Source organism: Pseudomonas sp. F-14 TE3482 (genome assembly GCF_053629455.1).
Genome location: NZ_JBRJII010000001.1, coordinates 482,636 through 507,133, shown reverse-complemented (window position 1 = coordinate 507,133; position 24,498 = coordinate 482,636). Strand labels below are relative to the sequence as shown.

The following is a 24,498-nucleotide window of genomic DNA, read 5'->3' as shown; positions in this document are numbered from 1 at the left end:
TTAATGTGTGTTGTATTGGTGTTGGTCGATTTTAAAGAAGTTGTGTAACGCTTCGGCAATATGCCTCTAAATGTATTGATGCTCGATGCCCGTCTTGGAGCGACGGCGCTTTCTTCGCTTTATTTATAACAGGTTAAATGCCCCGGGTGCCTGAGTGCCCCTGTGGAATCATCATTGTCTAGAGTCGGTCTCGGCTATTTATATACGATAAATGGAAGTGTTGTTTATGAGTGAGTCTAAGTTCTCGTTGGCGGATGGCTACGTCAATTTTGTGGATTTGTTAAAAGTGGTGGACCTTGAACAGGCGTTAGCATCGCACAAGGGCACCGATCAATATGATGCGGTGTTCCGATATTATTTCGGTTGTATCGGTTTGCTGGATTCTCCACAACTGTTGGAGCCGTTAGGTCTGCTCAAGCAAGCGTTGGGGGCATTGGAGCACGGTAGCCGGCACCGCCGCGCGGCAGAGTCGCAATCGTCTATGAGTTCTGATGCCGCTGGGGCTGCTGATTTGGCGGATATCTACAACAAAGTAGAGGGGTTTGAAACGCGTCTGCACAACAGCCTTGAGCAACTGAAGACACCTGCCACCGAAGTGCCGAAGAATCTGCATTTCGTCTGGCTTGGGGGGGGGGCGTCGGGGCGATTCAGCGCGACTACATCAACATTTGGAAGCGGGTGATGGCTGCAGAGGGCTATCACCTTTATCTCTGGTATGACAGCGACGCGCTGCTGGCCTATGAAACCAACCGGATCATTGTCGAAGCCGCCAAGGCCGATGCCATGCTCAATGGCGGGCAAACCAGTAGCGATGAGTTTGAGCTGGGCGATCGCTATGAAGAACGCGCCATTGTTCTGAAGCAGCAGATGTACGCGCACATTATGCAAGCGATGGAGAATGGTGGCAGCGCCGATGACGCCAGAGTCGACTTACTGGTTCGAGCCTATGGCCAGGATGAGGCGCGCCTGAGCGCCCTTAGGAGCGATAACCAGCTTAGTCTCTCGGCATTGACCGAGGGAGGTCTGGCACTGCGCGATCTTGCCATCGGTGAGGCACCGCTGCATTTGCAGGATATCTACGAGCGCGAGATCAGCCTGCGTGGCAATTTTGCGGCGGCTTCCGATGTTGTGCGCTTTGAAGCTTTGTTCGCCGACGGCGGTAGCTACGCTGATGTCGATAACCTGCCGCCGTTGTTGGAAAAACTGGGCGAGGTGGACATCGGTGCCTTTAGTCCTGGCGCACGCTTGGGTGTACTGCAGTTGTTGCTCGACCACAATCCGGATTGGATGCCCGGCCGCCAGGCGCTGCGCAGCCGATACACCAACCACTTCGAACAGATCCCTCTGGAGCATCGTGAGGCGCTCGGGCGTTTCGCCGACAGCCAACCCAAGCTGGGTCGTGTTTTTCACCCTCCGGTGGAACGTCTGGCTCAGCCGGACGGCCTGCGAGCCGTTGCCGAAGAACGTAGCTTAAGCAATGCTTTCCTGATGGCGCACCCTGGGTCAGCGATGCTCAAAGCCGTGCTCGAGCGTATCAGGCTCAATTATGAAATCGTGGATACCACCACGCGCCTGGCTGATGAGCAAAATGTTGCCCTGATCGCCGAAGCCATGTTCGGTATTGCGCAGCAGGTCGCGACGGAAGTTTTCGGTGCTCCACAAGAGCTGTCTTTACTGGTTCGGGCTGCCGCCAGCTACTACAGCGATGGCATCCGCCCCCGGAGTGAGGGGACGATCCATCTGACCGGGCCAGCGGCCATGCGCGCAGCCATGTCGGAGTACGAAAGGGAGAACTTCACCCCCCGGACAGCTGAAGTCTGGCAGGCAGATGCTGCCATCTCTGTCGACACCGTCAACCGCGCAACCGAGGAAGAACTCGATCATTCCTGGAAAGAGAACGCAAAGGACACCGAACAATGGCTGAACAGCGAGAAAAAACGCTGGCAAGAGGGACAGTTCAAAGCCCGTTACGCGGGCGATCTGGCCCAGTTGCTCAAATACCGGACCATCGACTTTGAGGAAGGCTGGCCGGTAATCGAGGGCCGCCATGTGCTGTCCACCGATCTATTGCAGCATCTGGCCGATGAGCTGGGCGAGCCGTTCATGCGGACGATGAATCGTAGCCATAACGGTGCGGTGACCTTCGACAAGGCTGTACCCCTGAGCTTCGATGACCGCCAATCGATCCTCGCTCAAAGCCCCGATGCGCTGCCGCCTGCATCATTGAGCGATCCGCAGACACAACAGTTGCCTATCGATGAACTCTTGAGCCGACTCGCCAAGGGTAGCCTCGAAGTCGCTCAGTTGAGCCCCTTGCAGCGTCTGCTGATCGGCGCCTTGAGCGGAGCGCAGGCATTGGATAATCGCAGCTTCGACACGGTTCGTCCGCAGCTGGATAACCTGGCCAACAGCTTCAGCGAACTAGGCGCGGCGGGCCGCTACGCGACGATCGAACACGCGCTGTATCAACGCCAGGCTCCCGGGTTTCTGGCCGGGCTTGTCAGCCCTCTCGATCATCCGCCAGCGCTTTCCGAAACCGCCCTGGGGCTGAAGAAAAACGCGCTTGAACAACCTTTGACGCTGCGCCAGTGGGGCAAGCAGGTCGCCCGAATCCAGCAGGTGGCGAAACTCGAATACCGTGACCAGATTGTCGAGCGGCTCGGTGTTGTTCTGGACGGTTTTGAAGCGGGCACTGTCAAGCTTGTCCCGCAGGATTTACTGCTTCAGGGCGCCGGTGACAGGGTGGGTGGGCGTTGTTATCCACTGGCCCTGGTGATGGCGGCAGCCTTGTCGGAGGGGAAGGCCGCGGCCAACATTCTGCGCGAGCGATTCTACCTGGGGGTAATCGAGCCACAAGGGAGTGATTCAGCGCTTTTTCTGCACAGCCTGGAGGCGTTGCGGGATGTGCCGATCAGCGAGGTGGGCAGCGCGCTGGGGCGTTCGGATCTGAGTCAGGTTGTGGACATTCTGCAAGCCAGAACAGCCACCAGTACGCTGATGCTCAACTCCGATAATCACGCCATGCTGGTGGCCAAAACCATTGAGGGCGAACGCAGCACTTATCACTTCTATGATCCGAATTTTGGCGTATTCGAGTTTGAACATCCGACCCAGTTCAGACAGGCGTTGGAACAGTTCTTCCTCCGGCAGGAGATGGCCAGGCATTACGCGGCCTATGGCGATGCGGCGCGTCCGACCTTCGATCTGATCGAACTGGAAGGCGCGCGGGTGTCGAGAGTGGCATTGCCTGGCTCAACTCCAGTCTCGGAACTGCTGCAACCCGGCACGTTGGCGGGACAGTCGCAACGCCCTGTCAGGCAGCGTCTGGCCAGTGCTCGCGGTCAATCATTGATGAGTAACGCTCGCCTGGGCAGTTGTCTATTGGCGCTGGACAGTCACGGATGGGGGCAACAGATTGCGCAAGTGACGACCCGCCTTCAGCAGCAGAATCAGCTGGCACCCCACCTTGTACCGTTGTTCGAAACCCTGGAGATCATGCCCGACGGGATGTACCGGATGAGCTTGGTCGACCCTGCAAACCCTGAGCACGTGGTACGAGTCTTCACTGATGACCCGAGACTCTTGCGCATAAAAAACTATCTCTCGGAACGTTTTGCAGCCTTGGCCAATCAATCATCCGTTCCGGGCGATCCTGTCGATCCTACCGACGTTGGTAGTGTCCATACCCTGAACGCCGGCTTCGCCATACAAGCGCTGATGAACGCGTTGAGGGAACAGGAAGGACCCGATCGGTCCCTGACCCTGGCTGTCCGGTTGCACGCCTATGTCAATTACGCGCAGTTGGTGCATGGCAATGTGGTCGATGTGGCGGGTCTGGTAGGCCTGGTTCGACAGGCACTGGTGGAAGAGAAACTGATTGCCCGTACTGTCGCTCCGGTGGTCAAAGCCGCTGTGGGGCCGAGTGTGGGCGAAGCGAGCGGAGGATTGCTGCAGCTGGCGAATGTCGGGTTCGACATCTACCAGTTGACGACCGCGCAAAACGATGTCGAGCGGGCGCAGTTTGGGACGCAACTGGCTTTCGACTCGGCCAGTCTGGCGTTGTCGGCAGGCGCTTATGCCGCCGGCGTCACAACTGCCGGGGCGTTTCTGGGTGGGGCCGCTGTGATGCTGGCCGGGTTGGCAGTGGGGTTGACGGCACTGGCTCAGGGTTTTGCCGCCATCGCCGAAGAAGCCAAACAGGTCGGGCTGTTTTTCGATGAAGTTGAACAGGCTTATCGCCAAGCCTATCGATTCGACAGCGCTTTGGCCGCATGGATACCGCGCTCGTCGTTGATTGTTCAGACGCTGGATCTGAACGCTGGAAAATTGTTGCTCGACAGCCCCAGGCTTTACCCGTTACGCGATCATTTCGGGGTGCCGACCTTTGATGGCGATTACGAGCGGGCGATCGATATTCGTCAAGAACTGGGCCTGCCCGGTCGCATAACCTTCACTCCGCCCGTCGGGCAGGCCATCGTGTTGCCTTGCACACCGCAAACCTGTTATGGCTACGAGTACAAGGCGCTGCCTTTCGCTACGCTGCGCCATGACACCGGGTTCGACACGGCTCGACGTCTGGAGAAAAAGAAAGCAGATGGCGGGTGGCTGTTTCTGTTTTCCTTCTATTCATTTCCCAGTCACTACATCCTTTATCGGCTGTTCCCGGTCTATCGGCCAACAGTGATCAATGTGCTGCTCGATGCCGTCGAGCGCTCGCTGGTAGTGCCTGTTCTTCCCCCGATCTGGCACGGGAAAGTCACCTATCAGATTCAAGGCGCCGGCAAGCACTGTGCATTGGTGCTCAATCCTGGAGTGAATCTGACACTCGAGTCGCCGAGCCTGCAGCTATCGAGTTGGGTGCTGGAGGCCTCTTGGGCCAGTGAGAGCGATATTCGGCTGGAGCGTTTCGGGGCATTGTTTATCGGTGACGTTCAGGTGGAATTCGCAGGAAAAGGTCGTCACGAAATCCGGGTCCGGATCACGGACAACCAAGTGTTCCAGGTTGAGCGTGGCAAACAGACCCTCACCCTTGTCGAGCAGGATGTGCCACCAGGCATGGATCGACAGACGCTGCAGGAGCATTTCAAAGTATTGGCTCAAGAGCATCGTCTGGTGATGCCGTATACGCCGGTTCATCACTATCTGATTCCCTTCGAGAAGCCGGATGAACCCCGATATACCACCGCTTGGTATGACGCGAAGGAGGAGCGCTTCCTGTACATCCGTAACGAGGAGGTACCGGCCGCTGATGAAGCACTGCTGGGAGTGGTGGCTGGTGGCTACGCCTATTTCTACGAACCGCAGAGTTACGAGATCTGGCAAGTCGAGGCGGTCACCGGGCTGCTCACTCATCGTTATCGGTTGCTGCTTAAAAATACGGAAGCCACCATCAAGCGCATCGAGGCAGATGCCCGGGGGGTGATTCATGTCATACAGGAAGTCGCTCGCGAGGATCAGGCCAGCGATGTACTGGCCTACATGATCCATGACGGGCAATTGTTGCTGAGCTCGATCACCCGCGACATGGATCGGACGCTGGAATCGGTCTTCAGTGCCAGCGACACACTGACTGACTGGTCGCAGGTACTGGGCAGCTATTACCCCTTCAGACCAGTCACTCGCGAAAGCACCTTTGTCACCGTCGACTGGCAGCCGGCCCCCTTTGTTTCGGTTTGCTGGAAGTTCGAAGCGAACACACGGGACATGGCCTGGGTTCGTGACAGTGACCACTTGATCATCCGTCCCTCCCCAAGACTTCATCATGGCCGCGGATGGGCCGACTCGATCAGCAACATGACTGATCTGACGCTGCTCACACCGATGGGCGAGGGCGATGTATTTGTCATCTACGACAGGCAGGAACAGCTTCTATGCCGCAAGTCGCGCACCGTGGTGGGGGGCAAAGGACAGTGGTCCCACACGTGGATGCAGCCCGAGAAGCTGGAGAATGTCGTGGCTGTTGAAGGTGGGTACGTGGCGCTGACGTCAGATGGTCTGTTCTTCAACGTGACTGGCCAGGGAGACCTTGAGTTGGGAGGCTTGAGTGAACCGTGGCTCAAGGATCGTGTGCATTGGTGGTCCGCATTGGAACCGCTTGCCCGGCAACACGCAGCCGAGCGTTTTGCCCTTGTCGGCTTGACCAACTTCAGTGGCGACGCGAGTTTGTGCGCCTGGTACGTCGGTAATCGGTTGCTGCTGGCTGATCTCGGACATGGCAAGGAGGTGCGCTTACTGAGCGTAACCCCGGATAGCGAGGCGGCCTGGTTGTTCGATGTCTCGAGCGGCGAGGTCTATCGTCAGGCATTTATCGATCCGCAGAAACTGGAGCCTGCATTCGGTCAGGGGACGCGATTGCTCTTGGCGGACGCGTTACCCGCCGCGCAGCGTGAGTGGGCGCCCTGGCAGTTTGTCGAGCTGACGGTAGAAGTGGCGGGACTGCGAGGCGCAACGTTCGACGGCGTGATGGTCGAGCTGCGTGATCAAGAACCGGCATGGATTACCGGTGTCACTCGTGAGTGGGTCATTGCTCAGGATGGCCGAATGCACGAGGGCCTCAAACAACTGGTGGACAGCCAGCCTCATACTGCGCTGCTGTCGGTGGAGGAACCCGGTAGCCTGATGTGGTTCGTCGCCGGGACCGAGCGTGTGATTCGGGTGGCAAAGGCTGCGATTCCGGAGTCCTTTGAGCTGATGGGAACGCAACAACAAACCAACGTGTTGCTTCATGAAGACAAGGACGGATTACTGCTGACCTACCCGGGCATGGGGCATGCGGGACCACTCAGTTATGTCCAGCGCGATGCCGAGGTATTGGTCATTGAAGGCCAGATGAAGATCGGTGATGTCCTGCCGCTGATACCGGACGATGTCACGACCCTGATCCTGCGCATGGGGCAAGGAGCGGTGAGTTACCGACTGTCAAAGGCGGCCTGGCTGAGGCTCGAATCGGTCATCCTTGACTGCCGGCATTCGCTGGGCAGCGCGGCGCCGATTCCCGGCAAGTTGATCTGGGAGCTGGATGCCCCTGAAAAGTTGTTGCTGAGCATCGTCCAGGAACACTTGGTGATCATTGATCCGGACAGCGGGCACAATGTGATCTTTCGTGAGGTGTATGCGACGGATATCAACTTGCGAGGCGAAGTCTTGCTCGGGTTCGAAGGGCATCGACCTTATACCGTTTCAACATTGGTGCAGAGACTGGTTGCTCGGCAGGGTACGCATGACAGTGCAACACTGGGTGAACTTCTAACTGTATCGACTGTTGAGTTTGAAAACAGCCTGGTGGATTGATCACAGGCTGTTGTCTGGATTTGAAAAGCGATTGGGCGATACGCCCCTCAAGGAACTGAAGTTACTTGAGGGGTTCGCTTGCGCCTGAGTTTCAAGAGTTAACCCAATAGGATGTTATGAACAGGGACGTTATGAGTGAATTGATGCAGTTGCCCGATACCGGTCAAGGTTTTGTCACGGCTGTAGGGTTATCCGGATTCTCCAGTGACCTCAGTGAGTTTGCAGGCAGTAAAGAACACGCCGCATTCAGCCGGTATTACAAGGCGGCGAGTGAAAGTGATCGGCTGTCTGATCAATTGGCGCCGGCGAAGTTGTTCGAGGACGCACTTGCCTTACTGATCCGGAAAAAAGCGGGGCCGATGAGCGACACGCTTCGAAAAGCCAATGCCGACACTAAAGCTTATGTGGCCAGGATCGAAAAAACGGTGGCCATACTTGCTGAAGTCCATCCTCCAGTACCGAAAAACATGCATTTCGTCTGGGTGGGCGGCGCTTTGTTCGGGGATAACCAGCGCGACTACTTCAATATCTGGAAACAAGTGCTGAGCAAAGACGGACATACCTTGAATCTTTGGTATGACCCTGACGCGCTGATGGCTTTTGATACCAACCGGATTATTACTCAGGCCGCCAAGGTGCATGCCATGGAGTCGGGCGGGACAGAGCTGAGCAGCGCAGCCAAACTGGTCGATTTGATCGAGAAGCGTGTGGTGGTGCTGCGCCAACAGATGTTCGAGCACATCAAGGCAGCGCAAAAACAAGGCATCAAGGCTGACGATGCCCGTATCGATTTGCTGGTGAAAGCTTATGGGCAAGATCGGACGGCGCTTGACGTGGCGAAAGCCCGATACCTTGAGAGCCACTTGGCGATAGCGGGCGAACAGGTTCGAGTGCGCGATGCACGTGCGGCATTTGGTTCGCATTTTCTATGGGACGTATACGAGCGTGAAGTGTCTTTTCGCGGGAACCTGGCCGCTGCTTCCGATGTGGTGCGACTTCAGGCGACAAGTCTGGAGGGCGGGACTTACAGCGATCTTGATTATCTGCCGCCACTCGTCGAACAGATGGGTGAAGTAAACATCAAGGCATTCAGCTTCGAACAAAAGTTGGGTGTGTTGCAGTTATTGCTGGATAAAAATCCGACGTTGATGCCGAGTCGTGAGAAAAGTCGGTACAGGAACTACGTTAAGGATATTCCCGCGGAGCAACTACAGGCGTTGACCAGGTTTGCCGAGACCGGGCTCAAGGTGTCGGACGTTTTTTCTGCCGCGAAGGGACTAACCGTACCCGAACAGGGCATTCGTCTGGGCGCTCCTGGTCCCAAGCAGGAGATGAACGCTTTCATCATGGCCCATCCGGAATCAGGAATGGTCAATTCGATCATGCGGCGAATTCGGAATAACTATGATTTGCTGCTCAAGGTCGAACAGGCATTGGTAAAGTCCGGGAAACCATGGCAAGTAAGTTTCGCGACAGAAGTGGCTGGCGACATTGTTCAAAAAAATAATGAGCGCGCTCAAAACGCCTCGACAGATTACGTGGGATATGTCTCCCGTCTTGCAACGGCTATAGCGGGTTACCATCGCGACGGCATTGATCCACAAGCGCAAGGCACCATCAGTTTGTCCGGTCCCGGCGCTGCTATTTGGGGCGTGGAGGACTTTGTGAATGCCCACTGCATTCCAGACGAGATCGCCGAGGTAAGGGAGCGCCTGCAATTAGTGGACACCGGGTACAACCGGGCGACTGAAGAAGAATTGATCAGTGGCTGGGTGGAAAATGTTAAACAGCCTGAACAGTGGCTGGAGAAAGAACAGCAAAACTGGCGTGACGGTAAATACAAGGCCCGCTACACCGGCAACCTTAATGAGTTGTTGCACAGCCAGACCCTGACCTTCAAACAAGGCTGGCCGGTAATCGAAGGCAAACCGGTGTTGCTGACATCGGTGTTGCAACAGCTGCTTGATGATCTGGGCGAACCCTTCATGCGCGCGATGAATGAAAAGTTGAGTGGCGACATCACGTTCAACGATCGCATTGCCCTCGACTTTGAGACGCGACAGCAAATCCTGGCGCAACCTACCAGCAAACTTCCTGAATCAATAGGCGCCGAGTCGCTTGGCAATATGAACGAGGCATTGGCGCGTATCGCTGGCGGCAAGTTGCCTGCGCAGCAGTTGAGCCCGCTGCACCGTGTTGTGTTTGGTGGCCTGTTCGGTGCACTTACTCTGGATCAGGAGGGGTTCGCACCTGCATGGAAGGAGACGGTCACCCTCGCCGAAAGCACTCAGGATCGCGGGTTTTTCGCACGTTACGAATTGATCGAGCAGACCTTATTCAATCGGCGACCGGCGATGTTCGAAGCCGGGCGCCATGCGTCATCCCTGTCCGGGCAGGAGCCAGAAAACTCGCGGGTACTGAAGGCCCAGGCCCTTGCCGAACCGATGAGCGTGCGGCAGTGGGGAGAGCACGTCCACAGGATCGAAACCGCGACCAGGAACGAATACCGGGCATCGATTCTGCAGAGAGGGCATTTAGTCCGTGAACGGTTTTTCCAGGCCGGGGCCGACGCTGGCAAACAGTTGCCTCAGGAGCTGCTGGTACGCGGGAGTGGTGATCCGGGCCGGCGTTGTTATCCCCTGGCGCTGGTCATGGCCGCTGCGCTTGAAAGTGGCAACACGGCAGAGCGGGCCTTGATCGGTAAACTGGCGATTGCCAACCTCTCGCCTGACGCCGCTGAAACCCATGCATTGCTTCATGTTCTGGATGAGTTGCGTGGCATTCCCATGTCGCAGTTCGGCGAAAAAGCGGTGGCTGTAAATTTGAGCGCGGCCATGCGGGCACTGGAAGCGAAAACCTCCACCGGCAGCTTGATGCTCAACACTGACAACCACTCGATGCTGGTAAGCAAGGTCATGGAGCGGGGTGAGACATCCTATCGATTTTACGACCCCAATTTCGGCCTGTATGCCTTCAGGCGGGCAGAAGATTTGCAGCAAGGCATCAACAACTTTTTGCAGGATGAAGTGATTGCCAGGCTCTATGGTCTCGGTGAGATGTCGAACTCGGCTTTCGATGTGATCGATCTCAAGGGTTCGAGTATTGCCGAGAAGTCTTTGCCTTCGCGGGTGACCGTCGGCGATTTATTGAGGCGCGAGCAGATGGCCGGCGGACGGCCAATCGAGCCTTGGCAGCATCACGCAGCACTACGTGCCCGTTCATTGTCGGAAAATGCCCGGCTGGGTGATAGCCTGGCTCGGCTGGACGCCCAGGGTTGGGCGCGGCAGATCGAAAGCGCGACCCTTCGCTTGCAGGCAGAGCATCAGTTGAGTCGTGACTTTGTGCCGGTCTTTGAGTCATTGAAGACCGATGCGACAGGCCAGCGTGAAATTACCCTGGTCAATGCCAAGGATGCCGCTCAGACCCGCAGAGTCGTGACCGATGACCTGCTTTTGGACACCATCAAATCTCACCTGACAGACATTTATCAGTCGCTGTCGGTTAAAGCGCCCCGCCCCGGTGTGGTTGATCCGACCGATGCGGGAGCCGTTCATACGCTCAACGCCGGATTTGCCGTTCAAGCCCTGTTGTTCGCTCTGAAGGATCGGGAGTCCTCCGAAGGTGGGACGACGGCATTGACGTCTGCGGTGCGCCTGCATGGCTATTTGTCCTATGCACAACTGACCCATGGCCTCGTGGTGGATGGCGTGGAACTGATCAATCTGGTGCGTATCGCGTTCACCGACAGTCTATCGGTCGCCAGAACCACCTCGTCGGTGGTGCTCAATTCCCTGGGTCATGTGGCCAATGAGGGGGTGGGCAATATTCTTCAACTGGCTGCGGTCGGCTTCGATATTTATCTGCTGGCCAATGCCGAGAATGAAACTCAGATTGCCCAGTTCGCAACCCAACTGGCGTTCGATTCCGCAGGCCTGGTGGCGGGGCTTGGCGGGCTTGGCGCATCCGTGGTCGGGGCCGGCACCGCGGCTGCGTTTCTGGGTGGGGCGAGTGTCATCCTGGGGGGGCTTGCGGTCGGTATCGGCGCGCTGGTCGAAGGTTTCAGCGGAATACTGGAGCGGGCTCATCAAGTCGGCAAGTATTTGAATCTGATTGAGCAGGGTTATCGCAGCGGCGGGTTTTCGCGGATTGACGGGGCGCTGTGTATCAGCCCCTATGTCGTCGTCACACATTTGGACCTCGACGCACGGCTACTGCATTACGGCGGCAAACTGAATATTTACGCGGCCATTCCCCATGCATTGCATCCGCCGCAGGGCAATCCGGATCGGTCATTGTCTGTCAGCATCCGTGAATCACTCGGCTATGCATACGAAAGTGCGATTCCCGATGCCGCAGATTTTGATGTCGTCGTGCTCCCGTGCATGCCGGATTGCTACTTCGGATTCGACTATAAGGCATTGCCGTTTTCGACCACCCGCAGGGAGCATTTTGAAACGGCGCTGAAACTCGAGTACGACAGTGACGGTGAGCGCCAGTTCTGGTTCAGCTTCTACAGGTTCCCGACTGAATACGTGCTGCATCAACTGATACCCAACTACTCGCAGACATTGATCAACGTGGTGGTGGATCGCAGCAACCGCTTGCTCCACGTGCCGAAATTGCCAAGAGAGCTGCACAATTACCTGTCCTACGAAATTCTGGGACGGGGAGGGCAATGCTCGGTGATGCTGGCCGAAGGTGTGCGGGCGATCACGCTGATAAAGTACGATGATGCGCCGTCGATGTCCTGGGCATTGAGTGCAACCTGGCTGGCTGAGAGCGATGTGAAAATTGAAGGGGCTTGTGTGCAGTTGGGCGCGATCCAGGTCCATGTCCCTGACAAGTCGCCTTTGCTTGTGCAACTGGACAAGCAGTCGTATCAGGTGGACTGGGAGCAGGGGGAGCTGCTCATCTCTGATATCTCGATCGGCTCGGGCGATAATGCTTCCTCTGCACAGGCGTCCCTCCGCGAGCATGCGCGTTCCATGCGTCTGGCCAGTCGCTACACGACTGTCCGGAATTTTCCTGTCCCCTACAGCGATCCCCTCGAACCGGTTTACACCACGGCCCAATACGACCGCAACGAAGACCGTTTCCTGTTTGTCCGTGGCCTGAGTCCGGCCTATCAGAAAGCCGCTTGCCTGGGCGCCATTGTCGACAAGTACGCGTATTACTATGTCCCTGACGAAGTTCTGATCTGGCGCACGGATGTGGCCACCGGGCAGGTCAACCGGATTTACCGGTTGATGGATCCAGTGCCGGGCTCAAGGATTTCGGCCTTCCAGGAACTGGAGGGAGGGTTGATGCGGATCGTGCAGAAAGTCGTGTTGCGTAACGGTCGTGACATGAAGATGACTTACCTGCTCGGCGCAAATGACCTCTCGCTGTTTTCTGTCATCGGCCCACTGACCGAGGGCCAGAAGGCATTACTGCAACGCAAGAGCACCGTCTCCCTTTCGTATTTCTTCTGGGATTACGAATTGATGGTCCGCGACGAGAAACTCGCGCCTTTCGAGGCAGTGAGTGTCGTGGATTATCAATGCGCCCCGCTGACTTCGATCACCTATTGGCATGACGATTCTCGCAATCCCGTCAATCTCTGGTTGCGACGGGATGACGGGCTCGTGATCCGGCCGAACGTGGGAGCAGGCTCAGGCAATCTGATTTTACTTAACACCCAGGACGCCGACGGCGATACGTTTCTGTTCTTTGATCAGCTCCATCGCAGTCTCTACCGACAGCGGGTGACGGCGCAGAACGACGAGCCATCCGCGCCTGCTGCAAAGATTCTGCCTCACGAGGTGGTCGAGGTGTTTTTCCAGGAGCAGCGCCACATTGCGCTCACCCGGAACGGGATGCTGTATCAACTGAGCAGGACTGATGAGTCGCAGCTGGTTGCGCTGAACAAGGATTGGCTGGCACAGGCCGCATCGGCTGCCGGTGAGGGTTTTGAATGGCACACGAGCGTTGTGGCACTTGCCGAAGAGACGGCTACCGACGGTTTTGAAGTGTCCGGTGTGCTGAATGTCCCCGGCAATGCGTTCCTGCGTGTCTGGTGCCTGGAACGACGCATGTTGATTGCCGACACAAGTGAGAGTCAATCCATACAGCTATTGGCGCAGACTCCAGACAAAAAGGCTGCATGGTTATGGGATTCGGCTTCGGGGCAGGTCTATCGTCAGCCCTTCATGGAGCCCGAAGCGTTTGCGGCGGCCTTTGCCAATGGCACACGCTTGCTGCATCGGGATCGATTGCCGGCAATGCAGCGGGTCGCTGTGCAATGGGCTTTTACCCGGATAGCACCCGAAGGCGCGGGATTGCGTGGCTTGACTCGAGAGCATGTGTGGATCGAGCTGTTTGAGGGTGACGCGCCTCGTATTGTCGGTGTAGAAAGCGATTTCTTCTTTGGTCTTGGCACTCGGCAGGCGCGGGAAAACAAGCTGCTCCAATTGATTGCGGGCCGCTCTTGCGCGCCCGTTTTGACCGCAGGCAGATTCGATGATCTCTTTGCCTGGTATGACACAGGTACCCATCGCCTGTACTACTCGACCGTACAGACCAATGGGCATTGGCCTGCTTATCTGGGCGCGCGCGATGGCGAAATTGCGTTACTGCACAACACCGTCACCCGCAGGGTGTTCAGTAACAGAAACGGTGCGTGGCTGGTGCCGGACCATGATGTCTGGATGTATGCAGACACGATGAGTCGAACGGCCCAAGTAATGACGATCCGGACCCGGGACAACATCGAGGACTTGCTGATGTTGATTCCGGACGGTGTCACCACGCTGGTGCTAGGACTCAAAGGCCAGATGACATGCCTGATCTCAGAAGCCGCCTGGCTACGGCTCGACTGCCTGATTATCGACTTCCATCAGCCGGAGCCCCGACAGCGCCAATTGCTCGTGCAACTGCCGCCTATGGATCACTGGCAGATCATGTTGGCCGAGGGGCATCTGTTGCTGACCGATCCCGATGATGGGCGTAGCCTGATTTTTCGAAACGTCGAATCCGCCGGAGCGGTATCGCGGGACACGTTTAATCTGCTGATCAATGTTTCCGGCGATCCGCTGTTCGTCACCCTTGAGGAGCTGATACTGGACCTGGAGGTGGGTGTCAGTCTTGATCTGGTGAAGCTGCTGAAGACGGCAGTCGAGGCGTAGACCCGGAAACAGGCAATCTGCTTCCGGTATCAAGTGAGGCCGCGGGATTTGATCCCCGCAGCCTTTTTCCGGCCTCAGGGAACCAGGTAGCCCTTCACCCCGGTAAAAATGATCTGCGCCGCCAGCGCACAGACGAACAATCCCATCAGTCGGCTGACAATCTGCAAACCCTGATCGCCCAGAATCCGTTCTATCCGGCTGGACAGATAAAGCACCACGCCGACGGTGAAACTGGCCAGAGCGATGCTCATGATGGCGGTGAGCTTGTCGTCCCAGTGCGGCTGGCTCACGCCCATCACCAGCAGGGCGCCGATGGTGCCAGGACCGACCGTCAGCGGAATGGTCAGTGGGACGATGGTCACGTCCTGTTGCACGTTGTCGGTCTGCACCGCCGACTTGCCCTGGGCCATGCCCAGTGCCGAGATGAACAACACACTGCCGGCGCCGATGCGAAACGCATCCACCGTAATCCCGAATACATCGAAAATCACTCGTCCGAACAGGTACAGCAACACGCTGGAGACTAGAGTGGCAATCGCCACTTTCCAGGCCAGGCGTCGCTGCTCCTTGCGCGAATAACCGCGGGTCAGGCTGATGAAGCAGGACAACACGAAGAACGGGCTGTAGAGCACCAGCATCTTCAGGTAAACGCTGAACAACACGTGGAGCATGATTTCGGCTCGCAGCGGCAGATGGACAGAGCGGAGTCTATCAGTCGGTTTAATGTTTGGGGGGATGGCGTGAGGAAACGGGGTAAATGTAAGTTGTTGAGGTAGAAGTTTGTTAGTTGGCGAAATGTTGATATTAACAAGTTACATGTTCTTGTTTGTCGTTTTTTCTTTCTTTGGTTATTGTTGTTTTGCGGGTTCAAGAGGAGCCTGTTTTAATTAATAAGGAATTGGTAATGAATGTTCATGAAGTCGAAGATTGCACTGTAGCTGAATGTATTCATCGTTTGGAAAGTTATGAGCTGGACGGCGCTGAAGTTATGCGCTCTCGCAGTTTTTCGGTGCCGGTTGTCAATGAGCCCGGCAAAGGTTCCATCGTGGGTGAGGGCATCTTGTCCTTTACCGGCAACCTGAGTGAGCAAAATCGGGAAGATGTTCAACACGCTTTTCTATTCGCGAGTCTGGTCGCAAACAAAAAGTACCCGTACGAGTATCAGGGCAAGGAATGGTATTACCAGTTCCTGGAAGTCATGACCCATGCAGGCTGGCTGCCGACCAGTAAGTACTACAACGACATGAATATCAGCGGTAACACCGTACGGATGGATCAATTGGTGCTGGAAATCCTTGGCAGTGTGGTTGCCGGGCTTGCCGTGCCTGGCTCGGCCTCTGTCCTGATGCTGAAGGTGGCGGGCGACGCAATCACCGCATTGAAAAAACGTGAAACCGCGTTGACCCTGTATGAGCGCAATATGCTGGAGCACGGTGTGGGTGGTATGGCGGCCGGCACCTGCACCGAAGTCAACGGTGAAGTCACCATGGCATTGGGTACTGTTCGTTTCATCCGCAAGAACACCGCAAAGCAAGTGCTGTTCATGGATTGGGACTCCCGCGAGGTGAAACTGTATCGCGGTGACTCGGTCTTCAGGAAAGTGCCATATATCGTCGAGCAAACCCGCGACACGATTCGTGCAAAACTTGGTTTGAATGCGCAAACGAAGATCGAAGATTACGACATCTGATCGAATGTTTTAAAAGGGCGGCCGCTTCTCGGCCGCCCTTTTTCATTGAGGGTTTGCTATGGCTCAGTTATACAGCTTGTTGACGGTGGGTAACGCCGTTGTTGCTTTGTCGGATATTGAAAAGATATCGGCTTATGATGATGTCGTAAATTCAAGTCTGCTGGCGCAATTGGTTGCCAACAAAAAAATCGAAAGCATGAAAGTTGAAAGCTGGTATGACGCTTATGTTGCGGTGCTGGATGACTTCTGGATCCGCAACTTGAAGTTTCGCCAAGACTTTTCTCTCAACGGGCTAAACGCCTCTTCAGCGCTTGAATGGGCCTTGGCCGTAATGGCAAATAGCGGTAGCGAAGATCATGCTCTTGGCGGATTTTTGGTGTATGCGGCGCAATTGCCGTGTTATGTCCCTGCCATTCAGATATGGCCCGAGGAGCGTTGCGAGGAGGAGATGCAAGCACCTCGTTCACCGCTCAAGGTTGTGCGCCTGCTGGCGATTGTGGGACAAAGCCCGACCTCAATCAGCAGCATTTATCTCGAATTCAAGACCCGGCAGGAGTTGGCCCGGAATCCGTGGTCGCAGCGTTTTGAGGTCGATGACGTAGAAGGTCAGGTGTGCGTGCGATACGCACGGGCGAATCTGTCCGAAACCCTTTACGCGTTATCCCGCGAGGCGATTACCCACAAGCTCGGGAATCGATTGGCGGACAACCTGGCGCTGCTGGTCGAGAAGGTCGATATGGGGGAGTGATACGTCCTGCCCGATTGTTGAAACCACTTTCGGGCACCGGACTGCATCGTCAGAACGTCGAAGCCGTACGATTCTGCTGATCACGTTGGGCAACCCAGTGCTCGATCAGGTCGCGCAGTTGTGACAGCTCGACCGGTTTGGCCATGTGCCCGTCCATGCCCGCCTGGCGCGCGCGCTCTTTGTGCTCGGCGAGGATGTGTGCGGTCAACGCCACCACGGGGGTGCGAATCCGCTGGTTGCCGACTTCCCAGGCACGCAGTTGCTGAGTGGCGGAGAAACCGTCGAGGATCGGCATTTCACAGTCCATCAGCACCAGGTCGTAACGCTGGGCTTTCATCGCCAGCAGGGCTTCTTCGCCATTGCTGGCGGTGTCCGGTTGCAGATTGAGTTTGCCCAGCATGCCACGTATGACCTTGGTCGAGATGCTGTTGTCTTCGGCCACCAGAATGCGGAAATCGCTGGGCACCTTGACCGGAAGGGTAGGGCCGGTGGGCAGCTGCTGCGAAACGGAGGGGCCTTTATTGCGCTGGTTCAGCTCGTCCGCCAGCGTGGTCTTGAGTGTATAGCCGGCCACCGGTTTGGCGAGAATTCGCTTGATCCCGCAGTTGCGCGCGATGATTTTGCTCGGGGCGTTGCTGATGCCGGTGAGCATGATCAGCAGAATGTCATGGTTCAGGCTCGGGTCTTCCTTGATCTTGGCCGCGAGCTGCATGCCGGTCATGCCAGGCATGTTCTGATCCAGCAGGACCACGTCGAAGTAATCGCGCAAATGAGCCTTGGTGCGCAGCAGCGCCAAAGCCTCCTTGCCGGACGGCACGGCACTGACATTCAGGCCCCAGGCGCTGCACTGCTGCACCAGCACCTTGCGACAAGTGTCGTTGTCGTCCACGACCAATACGCGTGCGCCTTGCAGCGGACCGTCCAGGTCCGAGGTCGGATGTTCGAGACGGTCCGGGTCCAGCGGCAGGGTCAGCCACAACGTGCTGCCCTGGTTGGCGCCGCTCTTGATGCCGAACTCGCCTTGCATCAAACGGATCAGCTGACGGGCGATGACCAGTCCAAGATTGCCCCCCAGGCTGGTGGCCGAGAGGAAGTGTTTGCTGTGCAGTTCGGCATGCATCAACGCGTCGCGTTCTTCCGCCTCCATGGGCTGGCCGCTGTCTTGCACAGCGATGCGCAGCCGCGGTTTGGCGCTGCGTTCATCCAGGGCGACGACGATCAGGATCTCGCCTTCATCGGTTTTCTTCAGGGCGTTTTCCAGCAGGCTCAGCAGGGTCTGGCGCAGGCGCGTGGGATCTCCGCTGATGACGCGTGGTACCTGCGGCTGGATAAAGCTGATCAGCTCGACGTTCTGCTGTTCAGCCTTGGCGCGGAAGATGCTCAGGCAATCTTCGATCAGGGCGTTGAGGTCGAACTGCACGTCGTCCAGTTCGATCTGCCCGGACTCGAGTTTGGAGATGTCGAGAATTTCGTTGATCAGTGTCAGCAGTTCGTTGCCGGCGCTATGGATGGTCTGCACATAGTCGCGTTGCTTGACCGACAGCGGTGTGCCCAGCAGCAATTCGGTCATGCCCAGCACACCATTCATCGGGGTGCGGATTTCGTGGCTGATCTTCGCCAGAAATTCGGCTTTGGCGTTGATTTCGGCGTTACTGGCGGCCAGGTCGCGACTGACGCTGAAACGGTCTTCGGTGATGCTGCGCTGTCGCTCGCCCAAGGCAATACTCATCAACAGGCCACTGATACAGATAAACACCAGCAGAATAATGATCAGGCTTTGTGGCGCGACCAGGGTCAGCCCCTGCAGTGCCGGCAGAATAATCAATGTGCCGAGATTGAACACCACCATGGCCGCCACGAACAGACGCGCCGGGCGATAACCTTTTTGCCAGTGATGGGCGCTGACGAACAACATGCTCAGACCGGCCAGAGCAACCAGCCCATACGTGATCAGGTTCAGCGGCAGTGTGTTGACGAACAGCAACAGCAGGCCGCACACCATGATGAACAGAATGTTCCCCAGCAGCAGCTTGTTCAACGGGTGAGGGCCGAGCGGGGCGAAGAAACGGTAGGCGAACATCAGGCCGCAAGGCGCGGTCATCAGCAAGGCGAGGTAGGCACCGGGTGTTTGCACGACGGACCAGTTCGGTAACCATGGCCGGGCCAGGTTCAGCAGCAACACCAGGCTGAGCATCAGCAACCCTTCGCACGCTGCCAGCCAGAGGCTGCTGCGCGAGCGGGTGTAGAGGTAACGGGTCAGGTTGTGCAGGATCAGCATCCCGAGGCAGCCGAAGAGCAAGCCATAGATCAGCGTCTGGTACTGAGTGGCCGCGGTCATGACCGCCGATTGCAGGGTGATGTAAGGCCGGAACTGGTGTTCGGAGACCAGCCGCAGGTAGACGTCGAGGGTTTTGTCACTTTGTGGCAGCGGCAACATGAAGTCGCTGCTGGGAAGGGGAGGCTTAACCTGGAGCTGCGCGGTACCGGTATTCAATTGATCGATCAACTGGTCGCCGTCGAGCACATACAGATTGAGGTGCATCAGGTCCGGTGCGAACACTCGCAGCAACTGTTCATGCTTGCCGGGCGCGAGCTTGAAACGCAGCCATAGCGCGCCATCGGGTGCGGCCGCGGTGAGGTGATCAAGTTCAATGGGGCTGAATTGGTTGGTGTAGCGGCTGGAGCGGATGTCGCTCAGCTGCAGGTCGCCCTGTTCGTCGAGCAATACCGCCCAGCCACTGCCTTGCGTGGCCTGGGCCGGGAGCATGCAGAGCAAGGTCAGCAGAGTGACGGCGAAGCCTATGGCAATCCTGAGCCAGCGCACGGCGAAATCCCTTCGTAGGTTAATGCCAAAGTATAACTATGCGCGGTGCCGGAATAGTCAGGCAAGGGCCGCAAGCCCTTGCCTGGCCGGATGGATGGCTTATTCCTGATTCTCGCCACGCTCGCGGGCAATGGCGCGGTAGCCAATGTCCTTACGGTAGAAGCAGCCTTCCCAGTCGATTTTAGCCGCCAGTTTGTAAGCCTGCTGCTGGGCTGCATCGACGCTGGTGCCCATGGCGGTTGCGCACAGTACCCGACCACCGGCGGTCACCACCTGACCGTCCTTGAGCGCAGTACCGGCATGGAAGACTTTGCCTTCCAGTGTCGCGGCTGCATCCAGGCCGTTGATGGCAACGCCTTTGGCGTAGTCACCCGGGTACCCGCCAGCGGCCAATACAATACCGACGCTCGGACGTGGATCCCATTGCGCTTCGACCTTGTCCAGCGCTTGCGCCAGGGCCGCTTCGACCAGCAACACCAGGCTCGACTGCAAACGCAGCATCACCGGTTGGGTCTCAGGATCGCCGAAACGGCAGTTGAACTCGATGACTTTTGGGTTACCAGCCTTGTCGATCATCAGGCCGGCATAGAGGAAGCCGGTGTAGACGTTCCCTTCCTCGGCCATACCCCGCACGGTCGGCCAGATCACCAGGTCCATGACCCGCTGATGGACTTCGGCCGTGACGACCGGGGCCGGGGAGTAAGCGCCCATGCCGCCGGTGTTCGGGCCGGTATCGCCGTCGCCGACGCGTTTGTGGTCCTGGCTGGTGGCCATCGGCAATACGTTCTTGCCGTCGACCATGACGATGAAGCTGGCTTCTTCGCCGTCCAGGAACTCTTCGATCACCACGCGTGAACCGGCGTCGCCAAAGGCGTTGCCGGCGAGCATGTCGCGCACCGCGTCTTCGGCTTCGCCCAGGGTCATGGCCACGATCACGCCTTTACCGGCGGCCAGGCCATCGGCCTTGATCACGATCGGTGCGCCTTTTTCACGCAGGTAAGCCAGGGCTGGCTCGATCTCGGTGAAGTTCTGGTAGTCGGCGGTCGGGATCTTGTGGCGCGCCAGGAAGTCTTTGGTAAAGGCTTTCGAACCTTCCAGCTGAGCAGCGCCAGCGGTCGGGCCGAAGCAATCCAGGCCACGGGAGCGGAACAGATCGACAACACCGGCAACCAGCGGCACTTCCGGGCCGACGATGGTCAGGGAAACATTCTTTTCGGCAAAGTCAGCCAGCTGCTCAAGAGCCAGCACGTCGATGGCGACGTTCTCGCACTTGGCTTCAATGGCGGTGCCGGCGTTGCCCGGGGCAACGAAAACTTTCTGCACGCGCGGATCCTGAGCCACTTTCCAGGCCAGGGCGTGTTCACGGCCACCGCTGCCAATGATCAAAACATTCATTTCAAAAACCTCGGATGACGCTAATTCTGTTTTAGAACCTAAAGCGCTTCACGCCGTAGGAGGTCGCATTGAAGCCGGTAGATGCAAGGCGGAGTCGACCTCGATGAGCGGAGTTGCCTTTTGGCAATGAGCATCATCGAGGTCGGCTCCAACGCAGCAGATGCCGGCTTCAGTGCGGCCGTTGTCTTATTAGTGACGGAAGTGGCGCATGCCGGTGAACACCATGGCGATGCCGGCTTCATCAGCAGCAGCAATCACTTCGTTGTCACGCATCGAGCCACCTGGCTGGATCACCGCAGTGATGCCGACCTTGGCCGCATTGTCCAGACCATCGCGGAACGGGAAAAAGGCGTCGGATGCCATCACCGAGCCTGCTACCTGCAAACCGGCGTGCTCAGCCTTGATCGCGGCGATACGCGCGGAGTTCACGCGGCTCATCTGTCCGGCGCCGACACCAATGGTCTGACGGTTCTTGGCGTAGACGATGGCGTTGGATTTAACGTACTTGGCGACTTTCCAGGCGAAGATCAGGTCGTGGATCTCTTGCTCGGTCGGGGCGCGTTTGGTCACGACTTTCAAGTCGTCGGCACCGATCATGCCAATGTCGCGGCTCTGCACCAGTAAACCGCCGTTGACGCGTTTGTAGTCCCAGGCCGGAGCGCGATCAGCCGACCACTCGCCGCAGGCCAGCAGGCGCACGTTGGCTTTGGCGGCGACAATTGCGCGTGCTTCAGCGCTGACGCTCGGGGCAATGATCACTTCGACGAACTGACGCTCGACGATAGCCTTGGCGGTTTCAGCATCCAGTTCGCGGTTGAACGCGATGATGCCGCCGAACGCCGATTCGGTGTCGGTGGCGTAGGCCAGTTCGTAGGCCTGACGGATGCCGCCTTCAGCGTCCGGGCTCACGGCCACGCCGCACGGGTTGGCATGCTTGACGATCACGCAGGCCGGTTTGACGAAGCTCTTCACACATTCCAGCGCGGCGTCGGTGTCGGCCACGTTGTTGTACGACAGCTCTTTGCCTTGCAGCTGGGTGGCGGTGGCGATGCCGACTTCCGCAGGCTTGGCTTCAACGTAGAACGCCGCGCTCTGGTGCGGGTTCTCGCCGTAGCGCATTTCCTGAGCCTTGATGAACTGGCTGTTGAAGGTGCGCGGGAACTCGCTGCGATCTTCGGTGCTGAGGGTTTCAGCCGCCTGGTTCACGGTGCCCATGTAGTTGGCGATCATGCCGTCATAGGCGGCGGTGTGTTCGAAGGCCTTGAGCATCAGGTCGAAACGCTGAGCGTAGGTCAGGCCGCCGGCCTTGAGGCTTTCCAGGACGTTGGCGTAATCGCTGGCATTCACCACGATGGCCACGTCTTTGTGGTTCTTGGCTGCCGAACGGACCATGGTCGGGCCGCCGATGTCGATGTTTTCGATGGCGGTCGGCAGGTCGCAGCCTGGCTTGTTGATGGTGGCTTCGAACGGGTACAGGTTGACCGCAACCAGATCGATCGGCTTGATGCCGTGCTCATTCATGATGGCGTCGTCGATACCGCGACGACCGAGGATCCCGCCGTGGATTTTCGGGTGCAGGGTTTTCACCCGGCCGTCCATCATTTCTGCGAAACCGGTGTAGTCCGCGACTTCCACTGCGGCAACACCGTTGTCGCGCAGCAGCTTGAACGTTCCGCCGGTGGAGAGGATCTCGACGCCCAGGGCTTCAAGCTCCTTGGCGAATTCAAGGATCCCGGTCTTGTCGGAAACGCTGATCAAGGCGCGGCGGATCGGCAGGCGGGTAGTCTGGTCGGTCATTTCAATTTCCATCAAAAGCAAGGGAAGTCAGCAAAAAAGGCGACCGGTTTTACGCGGGCGCCTTTCTGGTTTGATTGAATGCTTACAGCAAATCGTACTGCTTGAGTTTCTTGCGCAGGGTGCCCCGGTTCAGTCCGAGCAGCTCACTGGCCTTGGTCTGGTTGCCCTTGACGTAGTTCATCACGCATTCGAGCAGGGGAGCCTCGACTTCGGAGAGCACCAGGTTGTACACATCCGTGACGGCAGCGCCCTCAAGGTGGGCGAAATAATTGTGCAGCGCCTTCTCGACATTCCCGCGAAGGGTCTGACCTTCTTCGCTCGGCGTATTGAGGTGCTGTTTCAAATTTACGTTGTCGCTCACGGGTGTTGTTCCACTCACTAAAGTCTCGGTCATCATCGTCATGCGGCCACCCCTTCTCCGTCCCCTGTCAGGCTCTTGTAACGTTCGGCGAAGAAGGCCCGAACGTAGGCGCATTGTGCTTCCGTATCTTCCAAACGATTGAAGTGGGCGCGGAACTCCCTGGCGCCCGGCAAGGTTGCGAGATACCAGCCCACATGCTTGCGAGCTATGCGCACGCCCATGACGTCGCCATAGAAGGCATGCAGCGCAGCCAGATGCTCAAGCAGAATACGTTCCACCTCGATCAGTTCCGGTGCCGGGAGTTTTTCGCCGGTACGCAGATAATGGTCGATTTCACGAAAAATCCATGGCTGCCCCTGGGCAGCCCGACCTACCAACAGGCCATCGGCACCGGTCGCGTCGAGCACGTACCGGGCCTTCTCGGGCGAATTGATATCGCCATTGGCAAACACCGGAATCGACACCGCCTGCTTGATCGCGGCAATGGTGTCGTACTCGGCTTCACCGGTGTACAGATCGGCACGGGTGCGGCCATGTACCGCCAACGCCGTAATGCCTGCCTGCTCGGCAATCTTCGCCACGGTCAGGCCGTTCTTGTTCGCCCGGTCCCAGCCGGTGCGGATCTTCAAGGTAACCGGCACATCGACCGCGGCCACTACGGCCTGCAGGATCTCGGTCACCAATGCTTCATCTTTCAACAGGGCGGAACCGGCGGCCTTGTTGCAGACCTTTTTCGCCGGACAGCCCATGTTGATATCAATAATCTGTGCGCCCAGTTCGACGTTGGCCCGGGCTGCATCCGCCAGCATCTGCGCATCTCCGCCGGCGATCTGTACCGAGCGAGGCTCGGGATCGCCTTCGTGGATCATGCGCATCCGCGATTTGCGGGTGTTCCACAAACTCATGTCGCTGGTGACCATTTCCGAGACTACAAGGCCCGCGCCCAGTCGCTTGCACAGCTGACGAAAGGGCTGATCGGTGACCCCCGCCATGGGGGCGAGAATCAAGCCGTTGTGCAATGTATATGGACCGATGCGTACCGCCGACATAGGACTTCCCTGTTGTGGGGCCGGATCATGAGAGTTCGAAAAAGGGTTGGCATGATACCCGCTCTCGATGACTGGATAAAGGCTGAATTGGATAAAATCTGAACAGTTAATTCGTTATCGCCAGCGGTTTGGTTTGAACGTCAAAGTCAGAAAACCGTCGTCAAGCCTGTAACACTCGAGC

9 protein-coding genes and 1 pseudogene are annotated in these 24,498 nt (G+C 57.5%); 4 read left to right on the top strand and 6 right to left on the bottom strand.

Going from position 1 to position 24,498, the window contains the following annotated elements; translation table 11 throughout:
* The first annotated feature begins 226 nt into the window (after window positions 1–226).
* Window positions 227–7,290, top strand: a pseudogene (locus tag AB7M26_RS02215) (TcdA/TcdB pore-forming domain-containing protein).
* Between the two features lie 131 nt (window positions 7,291–7,421).
* A complete protein-coding gene (locus AB7M26_RS02210; protein WP_429387751.1) occupies window positions 7,422–14,453 on the top strand; it encodes a TcdA/TcdB pore-forming domain-containing protein in 7,032 nt (2,343 codons plus the stop codon).
* Window positions 14,454–14,527: 74 nt separating this feature from the next.
* On the opposite strand, the gene AB7M26_RS02205 is transcribed toward AB7M26_RS02210, so the two are convergent.
* Complete coding sequence (locus tag AB7M26_RS02205) at window positions 14,528–15,124, bottom strand: MarC family protein (RefSeq protein ID WP_123500872.1); 597 nt, start codon at window positions 15,122–15,124, stop codon at window positions 14,528–14,530.
* 233 nt (window positions 15,125–15,357) lie between these two features.
* Here AB7M26_RS02205 and AB7M26_RS02200 point away from each other — a divergent pair, with 233 nt between their 5' ends.
* Window positions 15,358–16,143, top strand: coding sequence for a hypothetical protein (locus AB7M26_RS02200; RefSeq protein ID WP_123500874.1), 786 nt, complete (start codon window positions 15,358–15,360; stop codon window positions 16,141–16,143).
* Window positions 16,144–16,201: 58 nt separating this feature from the next.
* Window positions 16,202–16,891: a hypothetical protein gene (locus AB7M26_RS02195; RefSeq protein WP_123500876.1), complete on the top strand. Its 690-nt coding sequence runs from the start codon at window positions 16,202–16,204 to the stop codon at window positions 16,889–16,891.
* A gap of 49 nt (window positions 16,892–16,940) precedes the next feature.
* Here AB7M26_RS02195 and AB7M26_RS02190 read toward each other — a convergent pair whose 3' ends face one another.
* The 5 genes from AB7M26_RS02190 to dusB form a co-directional block, all read right to left on the bottom strand.
* Window positions 16,941–19,715 carry a hybrid sensor histidine kinase/response regulator gene (locus tag AB7M26_RS02190; RefSeq protein WP_123500878.1) on the bottom strand — a complete coding sequence of 925 codons (2,775 nt, stop codon included), beginning with the start codon at window positions 19,713–19,715 and terminating at the stop codon, window positions 16,941–16,943.
* Window positions 19,716–19,814: 99 nt separating this feature from the next.
* Window positions 19,815–21,110 carry a phosphoribosylamine--glycine ligase gene (gene purD, locus AB7M26_RS02185; RefSeq protein ID WP_123500880.1) on the bottom strand — a complete coding sequence of 432 codons (1,296 nt, stop codon included), beginning with the start codon at window positions 21,108–21,110 and terminating at the stop codon, window positions 19,815–19,817.
* A 189-nt stretch (window positions 21,111–21,299) separates the two neighbouring features.
* Complete coding sequence (purH, locus tag AB7M26_RS02180; protein WP_123500882.1) at window positions 21,300–22,907, bottom strand: bifunctional phosphoribosylaminoimidazolecarboxamide formyltransferase/IMP cyclohydrolase; 1,608 nt, start codon at window positions 22,905–22,907, stop codon at window positions 21,300–21,302.
* Between the two features lie 82 nt (window positions 22,908–22,989).
* Complete coding sequence (gene fis, locus AB7M26_RS02175) at window positions 22,990–23,310, bottom strand: DNA-binding transcriptional regulator Fis (protein ID WP_030128251.1); 321 nt, start codon at window positions 23,308–23,310, stop codon at window positions 22,990–22,992.
* Window positions 23,307–24,317 carry a tRNA dihydrouridine synthase DusB gene (gene dusB, locus AB7M26_RS02170; protein WP_123500884.1) on the bottom strand — a complete coding sequence of 337 codons (1,011 nt, stop codon included), beginning with the start codon at window positions 24,315–24,317 and terminating at the stop codon, window positions 23,307–23,309. Before dusB ends, fis begins: the two co-directional genes overlap by 4 nt.
* Window positions 24,318–24,498 lie beyond the last annotated feature (181 nt).

Coding starts and splice junctions, on each gene's coding strand:
- AB7M26_RS02210 (WP_429387751.1), top strand. CDS start 7,422: ATGAGTGAATTGATGCAGTTGCCCGATACCGGTCAAGGTTTTGTCACG.
- AB7M26_RS02195 (WP_123500876.1), top strand. CDS start 16,202: ATGGCTCAGTTATACAGCTTGTTGACGGTGGGTAACGCCGTTGTTGCT.
- purD (WP_123500880.1), bottom strand. CDS start 21,110: ATGAATGTTTTGATCATTGGCAGCGGTGGCCGTGAACACGCCCTGGCC.
- fis (WP_030128251.1), bottom strand. CDS start 23,310: ATGACGATGATGACCGAGACTTTAGTGAGTGGAACAACACCCGTGAGC.
- purH (WP_123500882.1), bottom strand. CDS start 22,907: ATGACCGACCAGACTACCCGCCTGCCGATCCGCCGCGCCTTGATCAGC.
- AB7M26_RS02200 (WP_123500874.1), top strand. CDS start 15,358: ATGAATGTTCATGAAGTCGAAGATTGCACTGTAGCTGAATGTATTCAT.
- dusB (WP_123500884.1), bottom strand. CDS start 24,317: ATGTCGGCGGTACGCATCGGTCCATATACATTGCACAACGGCTTGATT.
- AB7M26_RS02205 (WP_123500872.1), bottom strand. CDS start 15,124: ATGCTCCACGTGTTGTTCAGCGTTTACCTGAAGATGCTGGTGCTCTAC.